Genomic DNA, 19,979 nt, shown 5'->3' on the forward strand with positions numbered 1-19,979 from the left:
CCTAAAGGCTCCCCTTCAGGTGGTTCTCTATTTTATGCTAACGCAGCTGCCTGTTCTTGTTGATCTACAGGAATAACAGCGTCTGTTAGTGCTTTTTCTAGTTCTGCTGTATATTTCATTTGTTCTTCTTTGCTCCAGCCTAGTTTCGCAGCCATGTAGTTGATTACTGCTTCTTTCCACTCATATACCCAGTGAATGTTGAAGAATACAGCGCCTCTGCGGCGTACGAAGAAGTCAACTGGTTTTGCTGTCATTTCGTAATCCATTGCGTATACAAGCGGGATTAGAACGTCAAGCGGCATGTTGTATTCTTTCGCTTCGTCTTTATGTTTTTTCGCTAAGTCAAATAGTACGTCAACGTTAGAACCATAGAATTTCGCGAATTCTTCTGCTTGTGCTGTTGTTAAACCATATTTCGTACCTTCGCCAGCTTTTTTCGCAACGAATGCTGGGAATCCGTGTGAACCATCTACATGTCCACCAGAGATTGGCATATGTTTCGTGTCGCTCTTCGGATATGCGCTATGACCTTCTTTTTGTAGTAAGTTCGTTACGTAGTCTACTACCATTTCAGCCATTTTGCGGTATCCTGTTAATTTACCACCTGCAATTGTAATTAAACCAGATTCAGAAGTCCAAATTTCGTCTTTACGAGAAATTTCAGATGCACTCTTACCCTCTTCATAAATTAACGGACGTACACCAGCCCAGCTTGATTCAATGTCTTTCTCTGTAATTTTCACGCTTGGGAACATGTAGTTAATCGCATTAATGATGTATGTGCGATCTTCTGTTGTCATTTGTGGTACAGCTGCGTCTTTATCGTAGAACGTATCTGTTGTACCTACATAAGTTTTTCCGCCGCGAGGAATCGCGAACACCATACGTTTATCTGGTGTATCGAAGTAAATCGCTTGACCTAATGGGAAACGTTTTTGGTCAATTACTAAGTGAACACCTTTTGATAACTGAAGTACTTTCCCTTTTTTCGAGTTATCTTTTTCACGAAGTGTATCTACCCAAGGGCCAGCTGCGTTTACAATTTTCTTACCATACACTTCATATACTTCACCGTCTAGTAAATCGATTACACGTACACCGCATACTTTTCCATCTTTATATAAGAAACTGTCTACTTTTGCGTAGTTAACAGCTTTTGCGCCGTGCTCAATTGCTTCTTTCATTACTTCAATTGTAAGACGCGCATCATCTGTACGATATTCTACGTAGTAACCGCCGCCTTTTAATCCTTCTTTTTTTACAAGAGGCTCTTTGTTTAATGTTTCTTCACGGTTAAACATCTTTCTGCGCTCGCTTCGTTTTACACCTGCTAAGAAGTCGTATACACGAAGACCAATTGATGTACTAAATGATCCGAACGTACCACCTGTATGGAACGGAAGTAACATCCACTCTGGTGTTGTTACATGGGGACCGTTCTCATATACGATCGCACGCTCTTTACCCACCTCTGCTACCATTTTCACTTCAAGTTGTTTTAAATAACGTAGACCACCGTGTACAAGCTTCGTTGAACGACTTGATGTACCTGCTGCAAAGTCCTGCATTTCAAACACAATTGTTGATAACCCGCGTGTTGCTCCATCTAATGCAATACCAGAACCAGTAATACCTCCACCAATTACGATCACATCTAACTCTTGTTTATTTACTCCGTTTAATACGTCTTTACGTTGTTTACTTGAAAATTTCATGGTAATTCCTCCCTTTGATAACGAAAAAAGAGACCACAAACTCCGCTATAGATTTCGCCTCTATAGCGCGTTGTGGTCTCTCCAAATCTCCTACCGAATTATTAACTTGTCACCATTATAACACTGTTTATGATTATTTGAAAGCTTTTGTTGCTTCAATTGCTTTTTTCCATCCAGCATATAGCTCTTCGCTTGTTTTCGCTTCCATCGTTGGTTCAAAGCGTTTGTCCATATGCCACTGTTCTTTAATTTCATCTTGGTTTTTCCAATATCCAACCGCAAGACCAGCTAAGTATGCTGCACCTAGAGCCGTTGTTTCATTGATTACTGGACGCTCTACAGGAACATCTAAAATATCACTTTGGAACTTCATTAAGAAGTTATTTTTAACCGCTCCGCCATCAACGCGTAATGTTTTCAGTTCAATACCTGAATCTGCTTCCATTGCGCATAATACATCTTTCGTTTGGTAAGCTAAAGATTCTAGCGTTGCACGAATGAAGTGCTCTTTCGTCGTACCGCGTGTTACACCAAACATAGCGCCGCGTACTTCACTATCCCAGTAAGGTGTTCCTAGTCCAACGAATGCTGGTACAACGTATACACCGTCAGTTGATTCAACGCGATTCGCGTACACTTCACTCTCACTCGCATCTTTAAACATGCGCATTCCGTCGCGTAACCATTGAATTGCAGAACCCGCTACGAAAATACTTCCTTCTAATGCGTAGTTTACTTTACCATCTATTCCCCATGCAATTGTTGTTAATAGACCGTGCTCAGAAGCTACTGCTTTTTCACCTGTGTTCATTAACATGAAGCAACCAGTTCCGTAAGTATTTTTCGCCATACCTTCACCGAAACAAGCTTGTCCAAATAAAGCTGCTTGTTGGTCACCAGCTACACCTGCAATCGGTACATTTTGGCCGAAGAAGTGGTAATCAATTGTTTCTCCGTAAATTTCAGATGATGGACGTACTTCTGGAAGCATGCTCTTTGGTACTGTTAACATTTCTAGAAGCTCATCATCCCACTGTAAGTCGTGAATGTTAAACATTAACGTACGTGATGCATTTGAGTAATCTGTTACGTGTGCTTTACCACCAGATAGTTTCCATACAAGCCACGAATCAATTGTTCCGAATAATAGATCGCCGTTTTCTGCTTTTTCTCTTGCACCTTCAACATTATCTAAAATCCATTTTACTTTCGTACCAGAGAAGTATGCATCAATTAAAAGACCTGTTTTTTCACGAACCATTTCGCTATAACCTTTTTCTTTTAACTCATCACAAATTTCAGCTGTTTGGCGAGATTGCCATACGATTGCGTTGTAAATTGGTTTACTAGTTGTTTTATCCCAGACAACCGTTGTTTCACGTTGGTTCGTAATACCGATACCTGCGATTTGTTCCGGTTTTACATCTGCTTCGCTTAAGCAAGTTGCGATAACTGCTAAAATAGATCCCCAAATTTCTTGTGCATTATGCTCTACCCAGCCCGGCTTTGGAAAATGTTGTGTAAACTCTTTTTGAGCTGAATGAACAATTTCACCTTTTTTATTGAAAAGAATTGCGCGTGAGCTTGTTGTTCCTTGGTCTAATGAAAGAATATATTTTTTCATATCGGTTTCCCCCTTATGCTACTTTTCTACTATTTGTATTGCTTCCGCTTTTTTTACTTGTCATATAAGAGATTGCTAGTACAATCACAGTTGCGATAATCACATAAATAAGTGCTGAATTTTGCTTTCCTTCAAATACAACTTGATGGAATAAACCTGCAAGTGATCCACCTAAAATTGGACCAACTACTGGAATCCATGCATACTTCCAGTTTGAACCGCCTTTTCCTGCAATCGGAAGGAAGAAGTGTGCGATACGCGGACCTAAATCACGTGCTGGGTTAATTGCGTATCCTGTTGTCCCACCTAATGATAAACCAATACTTACAATTAAGAAACCTACGATAAATGGATTTAATCCATCTGCAAATTTATTTGCACCAATTGCTAATATACCAAATACTAAAACGAATGTTCCAATCATTTCACTTAAAAGGTTTGCAAATGTGTTCGGAATTGCTGGACCTGTTGCAAATACACCTAACTTTGTTCCTGGATCTTCTGTTTCTTTCCAGTGTGGTAAGTAATGTAAATATACGATAACTGCCCCGATAATTGCCCCAATCATTTGTGCTGCGATATAACCAGGTACGTCACTCCATGGGAACGCTCCCTTAAATGCTAATCCTATTGTTAAAGCTGGATTCAAATGTGCCCCACTAATTGATCCAACCGCATATGCTGCAACCGCTACCGCTAAGCCCCAGCCCATTGTAATTACAATCCAACCAGAATCTTTCGCAAACGACTTCTTTAAACTTACACCAGCACAAACGCCGCCACCAAGTACGATTAACAACGCAGTCCCTATTAACTCTCCTAAAAATGCTGACATAGTATCCCTCCACAATCAATTTAAACGCTTCCAAATGTGATAGAGGTAAAATGAATGGCCATTCGTTTTTGTCAAAAGAAAAAGACCCACAGCTTGCACGCTTCTATATAAATTTATATAGAAACAATGAAATGTGGATCTCTACTTTTCTCCGTCACGTTTATTAACTTGTCTATAATGTTAACCGTAAATGAAAGCGGTGTCAACGAAAAAATTCACATTTTCGTCACTTTTTTTGGTAATGTTTCCATAGTTCGCGTTTTGATGTCGTAATTGCTGTCGCACCAGCGTTTAAAGCTCTTTCCACATCTTCTACAGTACGAATAAAACCACCTGCTAAAATCGGTACACCAGTACGCTCTTTCACTTCAGCGATAACGTCCGTTAATGCTCCAGGAAGTACCTCAATATAATCCGGTTTCGTCTTATCTAAAAGATTGCAGCTCTTCTCCATCGCACTCGAATCGATTAAAAAGATGCGTTGTATTGCCACAACACCTTTTTGCTTCGCCTTCATAATAACGCTCGCCTTTGTTGAAAGTAACCCGTACGGTCTAAACTCCTGACATAAATATTCCGTCGCATGCCCATCACTCTGCAAACCATGAATTAAATCCACATGTAAAAACACCTTTTTACAATATTGCTTCGCAAGCGATATAACACTCTTCAATTGGCCGACATGAATATCTAAAATAACAATATATTCATACGAACTATGTAATAGCTTTTCCAAATCTTTAATTTGCCTCACTGCCGGCAAAATCTTCTGTTCATGAAATTCCATTCTCTATATCCCCTTCTTTATGTCATCCTATCCTTTATAGTACACAATTTAAGTGAAAAGAACAGCTAGTGTAGGGGATTTCTTTCAAATCTTTCCTCTATCTATATATTTTCTTCAACTTATCCGATCCCATACCACCTATAATCATGAATGCAAGGGGTAAAAGATTCATTACATATGGCGCATCTGCTACAATTGTAATACTTGCTCCTGCAAACTTATTTAGCATCCATACAACGATTTTTGCAATAAACAAAAATACCCCTATCATAAATAGACTATCAAAAAACACCTTCCATTTTGGATACGCCAATTGCTTACTATCTTCAATTACTTTCTGCGTCAATTCTTCATCACTCCTTAGCAGTTCATCAATTGTAATACCGAACAGATCACTTAAATGAATAATAATTTCAATGCTCGGATAGTTCTTTCCCGTCTCCCATTTAGAAACAGATTGCCTGCTCACATGAAGTTTTTCAGCCAAATCATTTTGCGACCAATTTCTTTTTTCCCTTTCTTCTTTTAAACGCTCACTAAAAATCATACTGTGTTTATCACCTCTCTACGCCCATTATGTTCAAATAAATGATGAAGAGTAAAGCTAGTTATCGTTGCATTTCCTGCGCAACTTATACGTTACAGCTTATAATGGCGCTCTTTTATATGTATCTTCCCTATACTATGCTCCAATAATAATTTCCCGAACAATAATACAAGGGACGGATACTAATAAAGTGAAACTTTAATCAACCCTCACCAATCGGGCTTTTACGGACCGCCCGCCCCCACCTAACTTCTTTGCTTCCGCTGAATTTTGAGGTGGGGTCTTACTGCCCGGCAAATAGCGGGATAAAGACTAGATTAGGCATAAAAAATACGCCATCCCTTCTTATCAGTCTCCAGAAAGAATAACGCAAATTTTCATTTTTACTCATCATTTTTCGGACTATATGAAAACCCCGGATATTTCACAACAGGCCTCTTCTCCTTACGCAGGGAATCCATTACTTGCGGGCCAACATGTATATTACTCTCCACTATTTCTCTAGGGGTCAGTGCCATCCATTGATTTAACGATACATCTTCAAAACGATTACTTCTGAACATCTCTAAAAACCATAATGTTTCGGTACCTGTATTTTGAATATAATGCCCCGTCGCAAACGGTACATATCCGACATCGCCAGCTCTATAATCAAATGTACGAGCGGTACCATTTCCAAGAAACACAGTCATTCTCGCTTCCCCTGTCAAATAATATTGCCATTCATCATTATTCGGGTGCCAATGAAGTTCTCTCATTCCGCCAGGCTCAACCTCAACGAGCGCTGCTGCGATTGTTTTGGAAATAGGGAAATTTGTAGAATCTACAATTCGAACGCTACCACCAGGCGTCTTAATCGGCTTTTGTTTTAACAATTCATGTTTAAATGTTAAAGGAACTTCTCCTTTCGGCGATTGAATTTCCTGACTTTCAAGCGAACCTGGCACCTCTCCTTGATAAATATAAACTTGATCTGAAGGGATAGAACGAAAAGCACTCTCAGGTACTCCGAAATTAGCCGACAACACTTCTTTTGGCGTATGCGCAAACCAATCAGAAATAGCTAAAGTAGATAAATCAGAAAAATGCCCATCATCGAAAACGAGTAGAAATTCACAATGTTCCAATCCTTGAATGGAATGCGGAATACCAGGCGGAAAATACCAAAGATCACCTGGTCCAACATCAGCAATAAAATTCCGTCCATTTTGATCAACAGCCGTTATGCGTGCCCGTCCTAAAAGCATATACGCCCATTCCGCTTCTTTATGCCAATGTAGTTCTCGTACTCCACCGGCCGTTAAACTCATATTTACTCCCGCAATCGTCGTCGAAACCGGTAGTTCTCGAACAGTAATCTCCCGAGACCACCCGCCTTGTTTCAAAATCATAGAAGTGTCCGAGAATGAAAACTTCAAGTTAGGAACTAATCCTGCATCCGTTATAGGCGGAACAAGCATATTCGGATTTTGAATATCCCGCATAACATTACGAGGTCCAGAATCAATCGTACCTGCTCCGTCGCTGCGGATTGGTTGTGGCACATTCCCTCCCGCTTCATTAACAGTACGTTTCTTCATGATTACACTCCTTTTTCATCCAATTAGTAAGTAAAAAGCCTCCATCATAGTGTATGAATTGGGCTTTGGATGGTTACAGTTACTATGGAGTTACATCATCTGCCTATCATTATCGTTTTGTTCATTTCTCAACTTATACTAGTATGCTTAGCGCTTAGGAAGACAAAAAAATAAACTAGAACTAACAAAAAACCCTGTAAAATTTATTACAGATTTTTTCACCAATTATTTATTGTTTTATATATCGAATACGAACATTATCGTCCATTTGATAAATTTGTAATGTGTTCCCATAACTAATTCCTAACTCTTCACTTGCACCAACTGCACCCACAAGTACCTCTTAAAATAATTTATTCTTAGTTGGTTTTACTACCGATACTCTTCGCTGCCTCTTCAAACAGTTTCGAACCTTCTTGTGCTTTACTTACTGATTGATGCATTTTACTTTCGTCTTCTTGATCTAATGCATCAAAGAGAAGTTGAAAACAATCCGCATACAGTTCCATCGACTGCTTTATCTTCGCCTGTTCTCCCTGTAACTCAGGAGGCGCTTGTAGATTCTTCAGTTTCGTTGCAGTTGCCTTTGCTCCACCTAAACTCAGTTGTACTTCACTTTTCTTTTGTTTGTATGATTTTACGTCTGAATCTGCTATTCCTTCAATTAATTTCATTGTATCTTCAATTTGAGTAGCACTATTTATGATATCTGCCTTGTACCTTTCAACATCTGAACCAGTTACCTTACCAGTTGAAAAACTAGAAGAAGTTGAATTATTTGAAGAAGAACTTGGTTGACTACTTGATGAACTACTGTTTGTACCTTCACCTTTCGCTACAGATAAGCTATCCTCTTTCTTGCTATCAGTTGACTTACTCTCTTTTTCAGAAGTCTTATTCTCTTTCTCTACCTTTTGCGTTTCTTCTTTCTTTGGCTCAGCTTTCTTACCATCAGTTTCAATTGTAATACAACCACTCAATAACATAACTGGTAACGCTAAACTTACTAATTTCTTTGCTTTCATGATTACTAATACCCCTTTATTTGTAAAATGTAGTGCAAACAAGTTAATATACTTAACTAATAAATTTCCCCCGAATAATTTATTAAAATCTACTATCCATAGATTTCCTGTATATTCATAATATTTCCATATATATCATTTTACAAAGAATTACATATTTGGTCAAAGGGATTTATGTAGTCCTTAAAAGAAAATTTTAATCACAAAGAAAAGAAGCTAACAATAAATTGTTAACTTCTCAATCGAAAGTAAAATACTATCTTTCCTTATCTTCTAATATCTAGGTTGTGATTGAATATTTGTAAGATGAACATCATACATATCAATGATTTCAAGAAATCTATCAGCTTCACGGAAAACATGGTCTGCTAATAACGGATGAATGATACTCTTTATTTTACATTGCTCAATTAAATCACGTGCTGTTTTCTTAAAATCCCGAAGAGATGCAACCGACACACGATTTTGATCTAAAAATTGATCTAAAAGAGGGGCTGTTTGGGATTGTGGTTTCATAGATTCTAAGTCAATTGCTTGATACATCAATTCATCAAAATCATTGCTAAAATTCCGTGCTGTATCTACAAGCTTTCTTTCCGATGGATCAAGAAGATGGCCAATAAATTTAGCATGGTCTGCCATAATCCGTAAAAAGAAAACATTTTCTTTAATAATAGCATCAGGAAGCGCATCTAATTTACCTTCATTTAATTGTATTAAACGTTTTCTAAAATAATCAGCTTCCCTACTTGTATGGTCAACTAAAAGTGGAAAGTTATTTTGTCCTGGCAATTTACATGTGAGAATTAATCCTAAAATTTTTCGTTTAAATCCCCAAATATTAGTTGCGGCTTGTTGTACTTCTGCATTAAATCTTTTTATTTGCTCAGGATCTGTTTCATTTGTATAGGAATGCGCTATTTGTTCAATATGTTCAAACAATCGATAAAATTGATTCGCCTCTTCGATTAGTTGAGTATCCTCGCACCTAAATCCTAAACGAAGAAAAAAAGAATGCTCCTTCATGATTCTAGACCAAAAACGAATTTCATTTAATGAACGCTCAACAAACATTACAGATGTAACACCTGTATCCGGATGTAATGAAGTTTCATCCCTATGCATTGTTAATCCCCCCCAGTAAAATCCCCACTAGTTCCATTCTTATGAGTAAAAAAATATATAAATACCATCAATAAAAGTTTATGATGACTCTCTTATACATGTAAAATTAAACTAATATAACCTTAGCTTGATGAACATATACTGCTCCCGCAGAAGAAAAAAAGCTACCACCGAGATGTAAAATCCTACTAGGTGGTAACCTTTCAAAATTTCTATTAAAGCAATACCGAATCTTTATCACTTTCCTGATTACGTTTCTCACGCTCTTCTTCTAAACGCTTCATATATACTTCGCCTTCTTTTTCAATAAACTCATTATCCATATCTTGCTCTTTTTTCGAAGTATATAAAACCATGTAGCCACTTAGTACAATCCCGACAATCACAAGATACACCCACCATGGTAAAGTTTCCAAATCACTTCATTCCTTTCCTTAGACAAGCCTTATTAGTTTCACTTTATGAGGAAAGAAGTGGATTTATGCTTAAAATTTTTATTGTGGATGCTTCGCGAAAAATGCTTGTACATATTCCATAAACTCAATTGGTTCTTGACGAAACGGTGCGTGGTATCCTTTTTCAATAATATGAAACGTACTATTTGCAAATAGCCCATGATACAGTTCACCATTTTTCCAAGAAACGCTCTTATCGTGTCGTCCCCATATAATTAAAGTCGGCACCTTAATCTTATCGGCTTCCATCGCGATGCGGCGCTCTCTCATTTTCGTAAGCTGATCATAATGCTCTTTATCATCACGACTATTTTTCACTTCATTTTTATTATACTTCGTAATCTCGGTTACAGTTTGTAAGTCCGTCGATAGCGGTGGTACTTCATAACTTTCTTTTTGCTGGAAAGACTCTATCCCTGTAGCATCCGCCAAGATGAGATGCGTCACTGCATCCGGATATAAATACGCTAAATTAAGGGACATCTCTCCGCCCATTGAATGGCCGAGCACCGCAAACTGATCGTATCCAAGCTTCTTCATTAACTTATAATATAAATTCACTTGCGCAGGAAACGAATACTGAAAATCAACCGGCTTAGAAGAACGCCCAAACCCTAAAATATCAACCGCAATAATCGTATGATCTCGCACTAGTTCCGGATAAATATCACTAAACCCATCAGAAGAACCACCAAACCCATGCAACATGAGTAACGGAGGTTTCCCCTCACCAATTTGCTTAAAATAAATCGTCTGCCCATCAATTTGCGCCATACTCTCTTTCGTATTCAGCTTCATCATAACAGTATCTTTCACTTCTTCAACCTTCGCAATCGGCTTATCAACGAAGTTACATACGATAAGCAAAACAAGCACAATACCGCTAATCAAATAAAACTTAAACCGTTTCAAAGTTCCCGTCTCCTTTCTTGAGTTGCTATTTAAAGTTTTTACATTTTTTGGTTGTTTTATGTTCTCTTTTTAATTGTAACTAAAACAGTTACAATTATACTAAAAAAATATAACTCATTTCTATTACTAATGGTTATTCTGTAACTATTATAGTTACATATTTAAAGTAAGTCAATTCTTTTCTCTACATGGCCTGAAAATAGAAAAAGGGACTTCATGTTGAAGTCCCTTTCTTTGTTATTATAGTTGGCTTACTCCGCCGTCGCCTCTATTATCTGCTGGTGCTCCGCCTGTGTCGCCAATGTTAACGTAGTCTGGTCTTGCTGGTGCTCCTCCGTCACCAATATTAACTGCTTGCTGTGTAGTAGAAGAAAAATTAAGTCCCAATGAAAGAATCCCTACAAAAATTAATCCTTTTGCTATTACGCCTACTTTTTTCATTATTTCAACGCCCCTTTTTCTAAATGTTTTTTCTGTGCTTGATTATTTATATAAAAATATTTACTTGCCTTTACATGGTTTTCTTCTTTATAAAATTGCATAGCTAAAATCTCAGTATATTCTTGAATACAATCCAACAAACCTTCTTTCTCAAAATATAAAATCCCATTTAAAATAGTGGATTCTAATAATACACTAGACGTCTTTTGATTCATTTCCTTTAAAATTACAAAACGGTGCTGAAATTCTTTATTTTGTATCTTATTACATATATCTAATCCTTTTTCAATTAATTCAGCGGCAGTATCGATTTTTCCAATTTTGTAATATTCACGTGCTAATACAAACATTGCTTTGAAATGTTTGGGATTACTTTTTATTACTTCTACTAAATGTCGAATTGCTAAACTCGAAAGGTTTTGACTTGCATATAACCATGCTAAATTATGACGAACCATTGTAATAAATCTTTCATTATCTATCTTTTGAAATACATCTAATGCCAAATTCAACTTCTCTTCGGCTTGTTCATATTGCTTTAAATCAATACAAGCCATTGCAAAAATATTCTCACACAAAGCAATACAAACTTCATAGCCAGGATGTTTTTCATATTCATCTTTTGCTAAACGTATTTGATCAATCGCCATCAATGGTTTATACGTTTGATAAGACAAATATGCAAATCTATAATTGAATTCAGCATGTTCCAACGAAGATGTTATATATTTAAGTAATTTCCCAGCCTCTTCAAAGTGATTTTGTGACTCAATGTAATTTGATATATACATTGCATGAATACCTTTAAATAAGTGATAATAATGTGTTAAAAGTGCGTCATCAGGAATTATAAAGGTATTAATTTCATCAAAACTATTCTCTGTAATACTCAAACTATCAATTAGCACATGATAACGGAATTTTAATAATGCGTGATAAAATGCCGCATACTGATCTTCTTTAATATAAATAACCTTGGACTCTATTTCCTCATTTAGTACTTTCGCTTTAACCACATCTTGTTTTAACATTGAATGATACCAATCATCCAATAAGTGTCTCATTTGCTCCCGCGTTACTACATCTGCTCCCATAAACTCGCATCCCCTTTTCTCCAAAATTAGGATTTTTATACAATTATCAAAATTGTATATTACCACTCCTTTTCTATGTATTGAAAAGTAATTATCAGAAAATTTAATGTTTTAATTAATTATACCAAACTTTTCCTTTTTGATAACTTGAGAAACAATTGTCAGAAAACTTACTAGGATAAATAAAAAAGCAAGCAGTTCCAGCACTCCGCTAAAACTACTTGCTCTCCTACTTACTATCTCTATTTTTACTCTTTAATAAATTCCTTCGTACTTCTCACTGTATCAATTGGACGCACTAATTTTTCAATTTCTTCACGTTTTGGCTCTAGGAATGGAGGTAAAGATAATTTTTCGCCAAGTGTTTCGTATGGCTCATCTCCCATAAATCCTGGGCCATCTGTTGCAAATTCAAATAAGATTTGTGGTGCAACTCTTGCGTATAATGATTCGAAGAAGTGACGGTTTACATAGCCAGATGAAGGAAGTCCAACGCTACTGATTCTCTCAATCCATTCTTCTAATACAGCGCGATCTTCTACGCGAAATGCCGCATGGTGCACTGTACCAAAACCTTGTTGTGCTTCAGGAAGAACTGTATTATGTTCTACAATGACAGAAGCACCGTTTCCACCTTTATTCACTTCAAATAAATAGAATTCTCCTTCTTGCGCAACCTCTTTAAATAATAAAACTTTTTCTAGCACTTCTTTGAAGAAACTAAAGTTTGCAATACGGATGAATACAGGGCCTAAACCAGTAATTGCATATTCTAATGGAACTGGTCCGTTTTGCCATGGTGTACCTGATTCGATCCCTTTATCAAGTTCATCTGAGATTAATTGATAGTGTTGGTCATCAAAGTCAACGAAAGAAAGAGTTTTCTTACCAAATTGCTCTTTAATTCCTGTATGTTCTACTTCAAGACGGTCAAAGCGTTTCACCCAATACTCTAATGCTGCATCAGTTGGTACACGGAATGAAGTTTTTGAAATTTCATTTGTACCGTGTACTCCTTTTGGAATACCTGGGAAGTCAAAGAATGTCATATCTGTTCCTGCACTACCTTTATCATCTGCAAAGAATAAATGATACGTTTGAATGTCATCTTGGTTTACTGTTTTTTTAACTAAACGCATTCCTAAAACATGAGTGAAAAACTCATAGTTTTTTTCTGCACTACTTGTAATCGCTGTAACGTGGTGAATTCCTTTTAATTGGTTCATTTTATATTCCTCCAATGGTTTTAAATTTTATATTTTCTCTTCAATAGGTGCTAAATTTGCTTCAATCTCTGCACGCTGATTTTCTAAGAACGGTGGTAAATCAAGTTTTTCTCCTAAATGTTCTACATCTCCATCAACTGTAAACCCTGGTCCATCTGTCGCAATTTCAAAAAGGATTCCGTTTGATTCACGGAAATATAAGCTTTTAAAGTAGAAACGGTCAATGATTCCTGAAGAATGGAAGCCTCTTTGTTTCACTTGTTCTTCCCAATAGGCAAGCTCTGCATCGTTTTTCACACGAATTGCTAAATGGTGGATGCTACCGCGGCCCGGTTTTTCAGTAGGACCATCTAAATATTTCACAACGATTTCTCCAAAAGCCTCTCCTTTAATGGACTGAAAAATTACTTCCTCTTCGCTTCGGCTAACCTCTGTATAACCAAACATCTCTGTAAGTGTACTCGCCAGTTTATCAAGTCTACGCACTGTCATTTCCACTGAACCCATTCCTTGAATTTGATGCTTTGCAGGAACTTCTGATTTCTCCCAAGTTTCCCAGTGCTCTACTTTTTCTCCGTTTGAAACGAGTAGTACTAAGCGAAGACCTTCAGCATCCTCAAATTGTAAAGCAGGACGATTTGCATATGTTGTCATCTCACTATGTTTCACATCAAATTTCTCAAATCGTTCTTTCCAGTAATGTAAGCTTTCCTCTGAAGGAACGAGTAATCCAATTCGAGTAATCGCATTTGTACCGCGATATGTTCTTCCTACTAAAGGAATTTCAAAAAATGATAACTCTGTACCCGGACTTCCTGTTTTATCTCCGTAAAATAAATGGTACATTGACGGATCATCTTGGTTCACTGTCATTTTCACACGACGTAATCCAAGCACATTTTTATAAAAGTGATTATTTTCATTTGCATTTTTCGTAACCATTGAAATGTGATGATGCCCTTTAATTTTATACATTTTTAATTCCTCCGCTTCGTTTTACTAGTCAAGTGATGATGAAAAAATAATATGCTTTTTAGCTGTTCAATTTATTCTCATTATGTTTTTGTAAATTCATCTTAGTTTTTACTGTATAAGTTACTTTGTTTTTTAATCGAAAACAACTGAGTGTATGTTTTTCATATGGCTCAATTACTTTCGTTACTATCACTTTACAACTCAAGTGATTAAAAAGCAAGTATTTTATCTCGAGTTCAAGATATTTTTTTATAAAGTATTATTTACTTCCTATAAAAATAGCCTCACTAAGTGTATTAACACTTAATGAGGCCACTTTATTCACATTATTAATTATGGAACGTCGGCTTATAGAACGAACGATTATCAAGTGCGAAGACACGCTCTGTGTATTCGCCTGGTTTTGTGCGTCCTAATGCGCGGTCCATCATGTTCATTTTTGCATCTAAGTTATCGATGTAATGCAGAATTTCTGCTTCTTTTACTAATGGTGGTTTTGGACTACCCCATTCTGCTTTTCCGTGGTGAGAAAGGACGATGTGTTGAAGAATTAATACTTCTTCTGCATCGATTTGCAATTCGTCTGCTGCTTTACCAATTTCGTTCACCATAATAGAAATGTGGCCTAGTAAATTTCCTTCTAACGTATACGTTGTAGAAATTGGGCCAGATAGTTCGATTACTTTACCAAGGTCATGTAAAATAACGCCTGCATATAGTAAGTCTTTATCTAACGATGGGTATAGATTTGAGATAGCTTTCGCTAAATCAAGCATTGATACGACGTGATAAGCTAGTCCAGATACGAACTCGTGATGGTTCTTTGTCGCTGCTGGATAGTCTAAAAATTCGTTTTGATGCTTATTTAATAAATGTCTTGTTAGACGCTGAATGTTCGGGTTTCTCATTTCAAATATGTATTGCGTAATTTTCTCAACCATATCTTCTTTTTTCACTGGTGCTTTTTCTACGAAGTCTGAGATATCTGTTACTTCATTTTCATTCGCAACACGAATTTGTTTCACACGTAATTGAATACGTCCTTTGTAGTTTAAAATATCACCAGCTACTTTCACGATTGTTTCCGCTACATATTGTTTCTCAACTTCTGGTGATACGTCCCACAATTTCGCTTCAATGTCTCCACTTGGATCTTGTAAGATTACTGTTAAAAATGGCTTTCCATTGCTTGCGATACCTTTTGTCGCTGTTTTAATTAACAAGAAAATATCGACTTGTTCACCAACTTCATACTCTGCAATTTTCTTTTTCATTCGAATTCCTCCACCAAATCAGTTACTTTTAGTATAGCACACTACAACTCATTTTCTTTACGCATATGTGTTAATTTTATAATCTGTTTTTCTGTAAAATACGCAAGTAAATGCGCATGACATGTAAAGAATATGACTTGTCTATCCTTTGCAATTTCCTTTATAAGTTCAATCGTACGATTCGTCCTTACCGCATCAAAATGCACGAAACTATCATCAATAATAAATGGATAATCATGTTCGAATGTTTTCGCGAGTGCAAATCTCAGCGATAAATATAACTGCTCCGCTGTCGCTTGGCTTAGTTCATGACTGTAAAAACGCATACCATCGTTACGTTCAACGATAAACGGTTCTGCCTCTGACGGTGAAAAGATTTTACTATAGCGTCCGCCTGTTAAATAGACGAAATACTCTTCTGATTTTTGTAAAATACGAGGAAGATGAACTTCATGATAATAGTGCTTCGTTTTCGTTAACACTGTCTTTGCGGCCGCATAAGCAGCCCACTTCTTCACTTGTTCACGCACTTGCGCTTTTTTCATTTCCCATTCATGCATTAAATCGCCGTACGTACTACCTTCTTCTAAATTCGCAATTTCCATACGATGTTTCGCAATACGCTCTGTCAGTTCTTTCTCTTTCGTAAGACAGTTTTGGACAGTTGTAATTTCTTGCTTTAATTTTCCTTCATACCCGTCAGCTTCATAATGTTCAGCTAATGATAAACTCGTTAAACGCTGTTCCAACAGATCAATTTGCGGTAATAAACGCCCCACTTGTTTCTCTGCATCCTCACGTTTTTCCGCCAGTTTACCTGCTTCTAAAAACATCTCTTCATCTGTAGACTCTGCAATATGCCATAAACCATCTCGTTCTATTAGTAATTGCTTTAATTGTTCTTGCATAAACTCATATTCTTCTTGCCATTCCGCCAGTTTTTCTTTTAACTGCTTACAAGTTTGGCGCTTCTCTTTCTCATTTTGCATACGGCTTTGTGCCTCGTGTAGCTTACTATACTCCGCACTACCGATAACAGTTTCTAGTTTATGTTCAAATTGCGAAATCATTTCATATAATGAAGATTTTCGCGTACCTTGCTTCTCTAACTCCCGATATAATTGCTGCATTTTTTCAATACGCTCAAACGCCGGCAATATGTGTGCATACGTATAAAATTCAGGAAACATATAGCGCGTTTTATATGCATCGACTTGTTCTCCCGCCTGGAACGTTTCTCTCTCCCATTCCTCATACGATGAAACAACTTTATCATACGCTCGTTCCAATTGCTGTAACTTATAAGACTCGCGCTCAAATAACTTCCGAATCTCTTCATCTTTTTCTAACTCATAGCGTACAGACATCGCTTCTTCACTTTGTCTCCCGCCGGCACTTTGCTGAAGAGTAAGAAGCTCTTCTTGTAATCCGCTTGATGGATCTTTATATAAAACAAGGGCGAGAACAATCCCTACAAATACGATGACACTAATAAATAAAAGCGGGCGATTGTCTATAAATAAGCTCGTGAATAAAATGCCTGTATTAATAAGGAGTAACAGAAGACAAACTCTTTGCCACTGCTTTTTCTTTTGCATAGCCGCTCCTGCTTTTTCCTCGTACTTGCGCTTCATTCTCTCTGCGCCCATACCGATAAACGCCGCATCTTGGAACGACTTCTCTTTCTCAGCTAACGCATTTCGCTCTTCATCCGCTAACATTTGTTGCTTAATCTGTCTTATATTCTCTTCTTGTTCTTCTAATTGCTCCTGCGCTACTTTAAAACGATCATCAAGCTGTGCTTTTTGCGTTTCTAATTCACGCGCCTTTTGCACTGTTTGCGTAATTAACTCTTTCGTTGCCAAACTCATATCAAACGACAGAACTGTTTCCTTTTCAAAAGTAGCACCAATTTGTTGCTCTAGTTCTGCCAGTTCTTCTTTTATATTCGTAATACTTCCTGTCAAATCACGCATTTCTTGGCGTGCATTTTCGTAAGACATATGCTGCATACGAAGTTCTTCTACATAACTTTCTTTTTGTAAAAACTCTTCATCTATTTGAATCGAGGCAATTTCCGATTGCACTGTCTCAATTTTCTTGTGGAGCGAATCAACTTGTAATTGAAGCGGCTCCATCTTCGCCTTAATTGCTTCATAACGCGCCATTCCGTTTACAGGAAACTGCCCGCTCTCGTTCTCTAACACTTTCTCGTGCGCACGCTTTTCAATAACGAGAGGCTCAAGCGCTGCTAATATTTCATAATCTTGCTTCCGCTTTTCTGCATTCTCTTTTTCCACGCGAACAGAAGCAAGTTTCTCTTCACTTTCTTTTAACTGCTCGACCTGTTTTTCATACGTGCCAATTTTCCCTTGCCACTCTTTCATCTTCTCTTCAAGTTTCTTCATCTCTTGCAGTGACACGTTAATTTCTGGTTTACGACCACTCGGCTTGAAGCGCTGGTCCATTTCTTTTTCTAGCTTTTTATCTAACTGCAATAGCGCATCACTTCCGACTGCACTTGCCGAAAATAAATAATTGCCAATATCCGCTTCGCCGAGCTGATGAATGTTTTGAAGGCCATGCATATCAAATGAAAAGACAGATTCAAATAAACTTTCATTCATCCCGCTTAATATATCGTTTAAAATTTCTTCTCCGCCCGTTTTCCCGTCTTCAAAATAAACGATCACCTCGCCAGCTGCCGTCTTTGGCAATCGCTCAATTTTCAAACGACCGTACTGCTCTGTTTGCACAGTGATCGCACCGCCATATTTCCCGCCTTCTTTCGGCTCATAACGGCGCTGTCCTCTCGTCGGAAAACCGAATAAAATACTTTTCATAAATGAGCGAATTGTCGATTTCCCCGCTTCATTTTCACCGTATAACACTGTCAGCAAGGAAAGATCCATTTCCACATTTTCTAATTTTCCGTACCCATAAATATGGAGTTTTTCAATTCTCATTTTTTATCCCTCTCTTGCTGGAATAATTGTTCTAAAATAATATTTTCTGCTTCCTTTTGAATCTCTTTCTTCTCTTCTTCTGTAAAAGATTCAATACTATTACGCGCTACAGGAGATGTCCAAATAGTGCGCAATACTCCGTCCATATTAGTGAAAGCTTCTAACTCCTTTAGCACACTACCGACGAAATGATTTTCCGCTTTCAAACGTTCGATTTCCACAAAAGAAACCGTCTCATTTTTCCACTTCATCGCATATACGAAATCTTTTCGCTCTTCTCCAGATGCTAAAATGTGAAAAATCTCTTCCACACGCTTTTCGTCGCGCAAATAAGGTGAAAGTGGGCCTTGTCCTGTAAATACGACAGTTAATAGCGTACCTTCCTCTTCTCTTCGGCATTCATTCATCGCAGTAGATATGCTTGTCATAAGTTCATCAACAGTTTCAAGTCCATCAATACAAACTTCGATTTCATCCCATACAACATCTGCCGTATGGAAAAATGAACACTGTGTTCCTTGTTTCGTAAGTTCAATAAGGTACGCACCCTTCTCGCCTGTTTCCTTACGATGACGACCTTGTATGTTCCCTGGATAAATAATGTATGGTTCTTCTGATAAAATTTCACGTTTATGTATATGGCCAAGGGCCCAATAGTCAAACTGTTTTTCTTTCAACTCACGAATTTGAAACGGTGCATAGCGATTATGCTCTGCATCTCCTTCCACACTACCGTGAAGCATACCAATATGAAAAGGCGCATCACTCATTTTCGTATACTGCGCTGTCATATTATCCGTTACCGCTTGCTGCAAATAACTAAACCCGTAAATAGAAGCTAACAATTCACCATTTTTATAAAATGATTTCTCTTCTACATAAGGCTCCGTAAATACATGAACATTTTCTGGAAACTCAATTGCTGCCCAGCTTCCCCCTAAATGATCGTGGTTACCGTGAATAATAAAAACAGGGACATCGTACTGCGACAGTCTCTTCATTTGCTCACGCACAAACACTTGCGCCCTCAAACTTCTCGTCTCCGCATCATACAAATCCCCAGCTAGTAATACGAAATCAACGCGCTCTTGAATCGCTTTATCAACAATACGCTCAAATGATTCAAACGTACTTTGCTTCATTCTCTCCCACACAGGCTGCGTAACATTCATCTCCATCCCTTTAAACGGACTATCCAAATGCAAATCAGCCGCATGTATAAACTTTACTTGTTTCACAAATAACGATCCTTTCTATCTTTCAAAAGTTTCATCTTATCAAAATTAAAATCGCTGAAAACTAATAATCATCGAGAATAAAAATATTCTCGATGATTAAAGTTTCATTCTATTTTACCACGCAATGTCATATATTTCTTTGCATATTGTAGCGTTTTAT

At 37.4% G+C, this 19,979-nt stretch carries 17 protein-coding genes; all 17 read right to left on the reverse strand.

Going from position 1 to position 19,979, the window contains the following annotated elements:
* Window positions 1-32 precede the first annotated feature (32 nt).
* Window positions 33-1,715, reverse strand: a complete 1,683-nt coding sequence (glpD, locus tag ACUN13_RS10190) for an aerobic glycerol-3-phosphate dehydrogenase (protein ID WP_000672831.1) — start codon at window positions 1,713-1,715, stop codon at window positions 33-35.
* A 133-nt stretch (window positions 1,716-1,848) separates the two neighbouring features.
* Entirely contained in the window at window positions 1,849-3,339 is a 1,491-nt protein-coding gene (gene glpK / locus ACUN13_RS10195) for a glycerol kinase GlpK (protein WP_000760009.1), read from the reverse strand.
* Between the two features lie 13 nt (window positions 3,340-3,352).
* Complete coding sequence (glpF, locus tag ACUN13_RS10200) at window positions 3,353-4,174, reverse strand: glycerol uptake facilitator protein GlpF (protein WP_001272195.1); 822 nt, start codon at window positions 4,172-4,174, stop codon at window positions 3,353-3,355.
* Between the two features lie 226 nt (window positions 4,175-4,400).
* Entirely contained in the window at window positions 4,401-4,961 is a 561-nt protein-coding gene (gene glpP / locus ACUN13_RS10205) for a glycerol uptake operon antiterminator GlpP (protein WP_000394285.1), read from the reverse strand.
* A gap of 97 nt (window positions 4,962-5,058) precedes the next feature.
* Window positions 5,059-5,508: a helix-turn-helix domain-containing protein gene (locus ACUN13_RS10210; RefSeq protein WP_000577656.1), complete on the reverse strand. Its 450-nt coding sequence runs from the start codon at window positions 5,506-5,508 to the stop codon at window positions 5,059-5,061.
* A gap of 383 nt (window positions 5,509-5,891) precedes the next feature.
* Window positions 5,892-7,088 (reverse strand): oxalate decarboxylase family bicupin, encoded by a 1,197-nt coding sequence (locus tag ACUN13_RS10215; protein ID WP_098283711.1) that lies wholly within the window; start codon window positions 7,086-7,088, stop codon window positions 5,892-5,894.
* Between the two features lie 359 nt (window positions 7,089-7,447).
* Window positions 7,448-8,113: a DUF7018 domain-containing (lipo)protein gene (locus ACUN13_RS10220; RefSeq protein WP_000644834.1), complete on the reverse strand. Its 666-nt coding sequence runs from the start codon at window positions 8,111-8,113 to the stop codon at window positions 7,448-7,450.
* A 273-nt stretch (window positions 8,114-8,386) separates the two neighbouring features.
* A complete protein-coding gene (locus ACUN13_RS10225) occupies window positions 8,387-9,238 on the reverse strand; it encodes a DUF2935 domain-containing protein (RefSeq protein ID WP_000554479.1) in 852 nt (283 codons plus the stop codon).
* Between the two features lie 215 nt (window positions 9,239-9,453).
* The gene (locus ACUN13_RS10230) at window positions 9,454-9,654 is read right to left on the reverse strand and encodes a sporulation YhaL family protein (protein ID WP_000449225.1); all 201 of its coding nucleotides are present in this window, start codon (window positions 9,652-9,654) and stop codon (window positions 9,454-9,456) included.
* Between the two features lie 78 nt (window positions 9,655-9,732).
* Window positions 9,733-10,605, reverse strand: coding sequence for an alpha/beta fold hydrolase (locus tag ACUN13_RS10235; protein ID WP_000819468.1), 873 nt, complete (start codon window positions 10,603-10,605; stop codon window positions 9,733-9,735).
* Window positions 10,606-10,845: 240 nt separating this feature from the next.
* Complete coding sequence (locus ACUN13_RS10240; RefSeq protein WP_000755466.1) at window positions 10,846-11,046, reverse strand: Phr family secreted Rap phosphatase inhibitor; 201 nt, start codon at window positions 11,044-11,046, stop codon at window positions 10,846-10,848.
* A complete protein-coding gene (locus tag ACUN13_RS10245) occupies window positions 11,046-12,140 on the reverse strand; it encodes a response regulator aspartate phosphatase (RefSeq protein ID WP_098567547.1) in 1,095 nt (364 codons plus the stop codon). The genes ACUN13_RS10240 and ACUN13_RS10245 overlap by 1 nt, the downstream gene beginning before the upstream one ends.
* Before the next feature lie 248 nt (window positions 12,141-12,388).
* On the reverse strand, window positions 12,389-13,366 hold the full coding sequence (locus tag ACUN13_RS10250) for a ring-cleaving dioxygenase (protein WP_098138432.1): 978 nt from the start codon (window positions 13,364-13,366) through the stop codon (window positions 12,389-12,391).
* Window positions 13,367-13,393: 27 nt separating this feature from the next.
* Complete coding sequence (locus ACUN13_RS10255; protein ID WP_098567546.1) at window positions 13,394-14,341, reverse strand: ring-cleaving dioxygenase; 948 nt, start codon at window positions 14,339-14,341, stop codon at window positions 13,394-13,396.
* A 329-nt stretch (window positions 14,342-14,670) separates the two neighbouring features.
* On the reverse strand, window positions 14,671-15,615 hold the full coding sequence (gene yhaM / locus ACUN13_RS10260; RefSeq protein WP_000726639.1) for a 3'-5' exoribonuclease YhaM: 945 nt from the start codon (window positions 15,613-15,615) through the stop codon (window positions 14,671-14,673).
* A gap of 41 nt (window positions 15,616-15,656) precedes the next feature.
* The gene (locus tag ACUN13_RS10265; RefSeq protein ID WP_134995099.1) at window positions 15,657-18,581 is read right to left on the reverse strand and encodes an ATP-binding protein; all 2,925 of its coding nucleotides are present in this window, start codon (window positions 18,579-18,581) and stop codon (window positions 15,657-15,659) included.
* Entirely contained in the window at window positions 18,578-19,819 is a 1,242-nt protein-coding gene (locus ACUN13_RS10270; protein WP_098567544.1) for a metallophosphoesterase family protein, read from the reverse strand. The genes ACUN13_RS10265 and ACUN13_RS10270 overlap by 4 nt, the downstream gene beginning before the upstream one ends.
* Window positions 19,820-19,979 lie beyond the last annotated feature (160 nt).

Source organism: Bacillus cereus group sp. Bce041 (assembly GCF_052646455.1).

Excerpts from the sequence above, each read along its gene's own strand:
- glpD (WP_000672831.1), bottom strand. The coding sequence starts at position 1,715 with ATGAAATTTTCAAGTAAACAACGTAAAGACGTATTAAACGGAGTAAAT.
- glpK (WP_000760009.1), bottom strand. The coding sequence starts at position 3,339 with ATGAAAAAATATATTCTTTCATTAGACCAAGGAACAACAAGCTCACGC.
- glpF (WP_001272195.1), bottom strand. The coding sequence starts at position 4,174 with ATGTCAGCATTTTTAGGAGAGTTAATAGGGACTGCGTTGTTAATCGTA.
- glpP (WP_000394285.1), bottom strand. The coding sequence starts at position 4,961 with ATGGAATTTCATGAACAGAAGATTTTGCCGGCAGTGAGGCAAATTAAA.
- ACUN13_RS10210 (WP_000577656.1), bottom strand. The coding sequence starts at position 5,508 with ATGATTTTTAGTGAGCGTTTAAAAGAAGAAAGGGAAAAAAGAAATTGG.
- ACUN13_RS10215 (WP_098283711.1), bottom strand. The coding sequence starts at position 7,088 with ATGAAGAAACGTACTGTTAATGAAGCGGGAGGGAATGTGCCACAACCA.
- ACUN13_RS10220 (WP_000644834.1), bottom strand. The coding sequence starts at position 8,113 with ATGAAAGCAAAGAAATTAGTAAGTTTAGCGTTACCAGTTATGTTATTG.
- ACUN13_RS10225 (WP_000554479.1), bottom strand. The coding sequence starts at position 9,238 with ATGCATAGGGATGAAACTTCATTACATCCGGATACAGGTGTTACATCT.
- ACUN13_RS10240 (WP_000755466.1), bottom strand. The coding sequence starts at position 11,046 with ATGAAAAAAGTAGGCGTAATAGCAAAAGGATTAATTTTTGTAGGGATT.
- ACUN13_RS10245 (WP_098567547.1), bottom strand. The coding sequence starts at position 12,140 with ATGGGAGCAGATGTAGTAACGCGGGAGCAAATGAGACACTTATTGGAT.
- ACUN13_RS10250 (WP_098138432.1), bottom strand. The coding sequence starts at position 13,366 with ATGAACCAATTAAAAGGAATTCACCACGTTACAGCGATTACAAGTAGT.
- ACUN13_RS10255 (WP_098567546.1), bottom strand. The coding sequence starts at position 14,341 with ATGTATAAAATTAAAGGGCATCATCACATTTCAATGGTTACGAAAAAT.
- yhaM (WP_000726639.1), bottom strand. The coding sequence starts at position 15,615 with ATGAAAAAGAAAATTGCAGAGTATGAAGTTGGTGAACAAGTCGATATT.
- ACUN13_RS10265 (WP_134995099.1), bottom strand. The coding sequence starts at position 18,581 with ATGAGAATTGAAAAACTCCATATTTATGGGTACGGAAAATTAGAAAAT.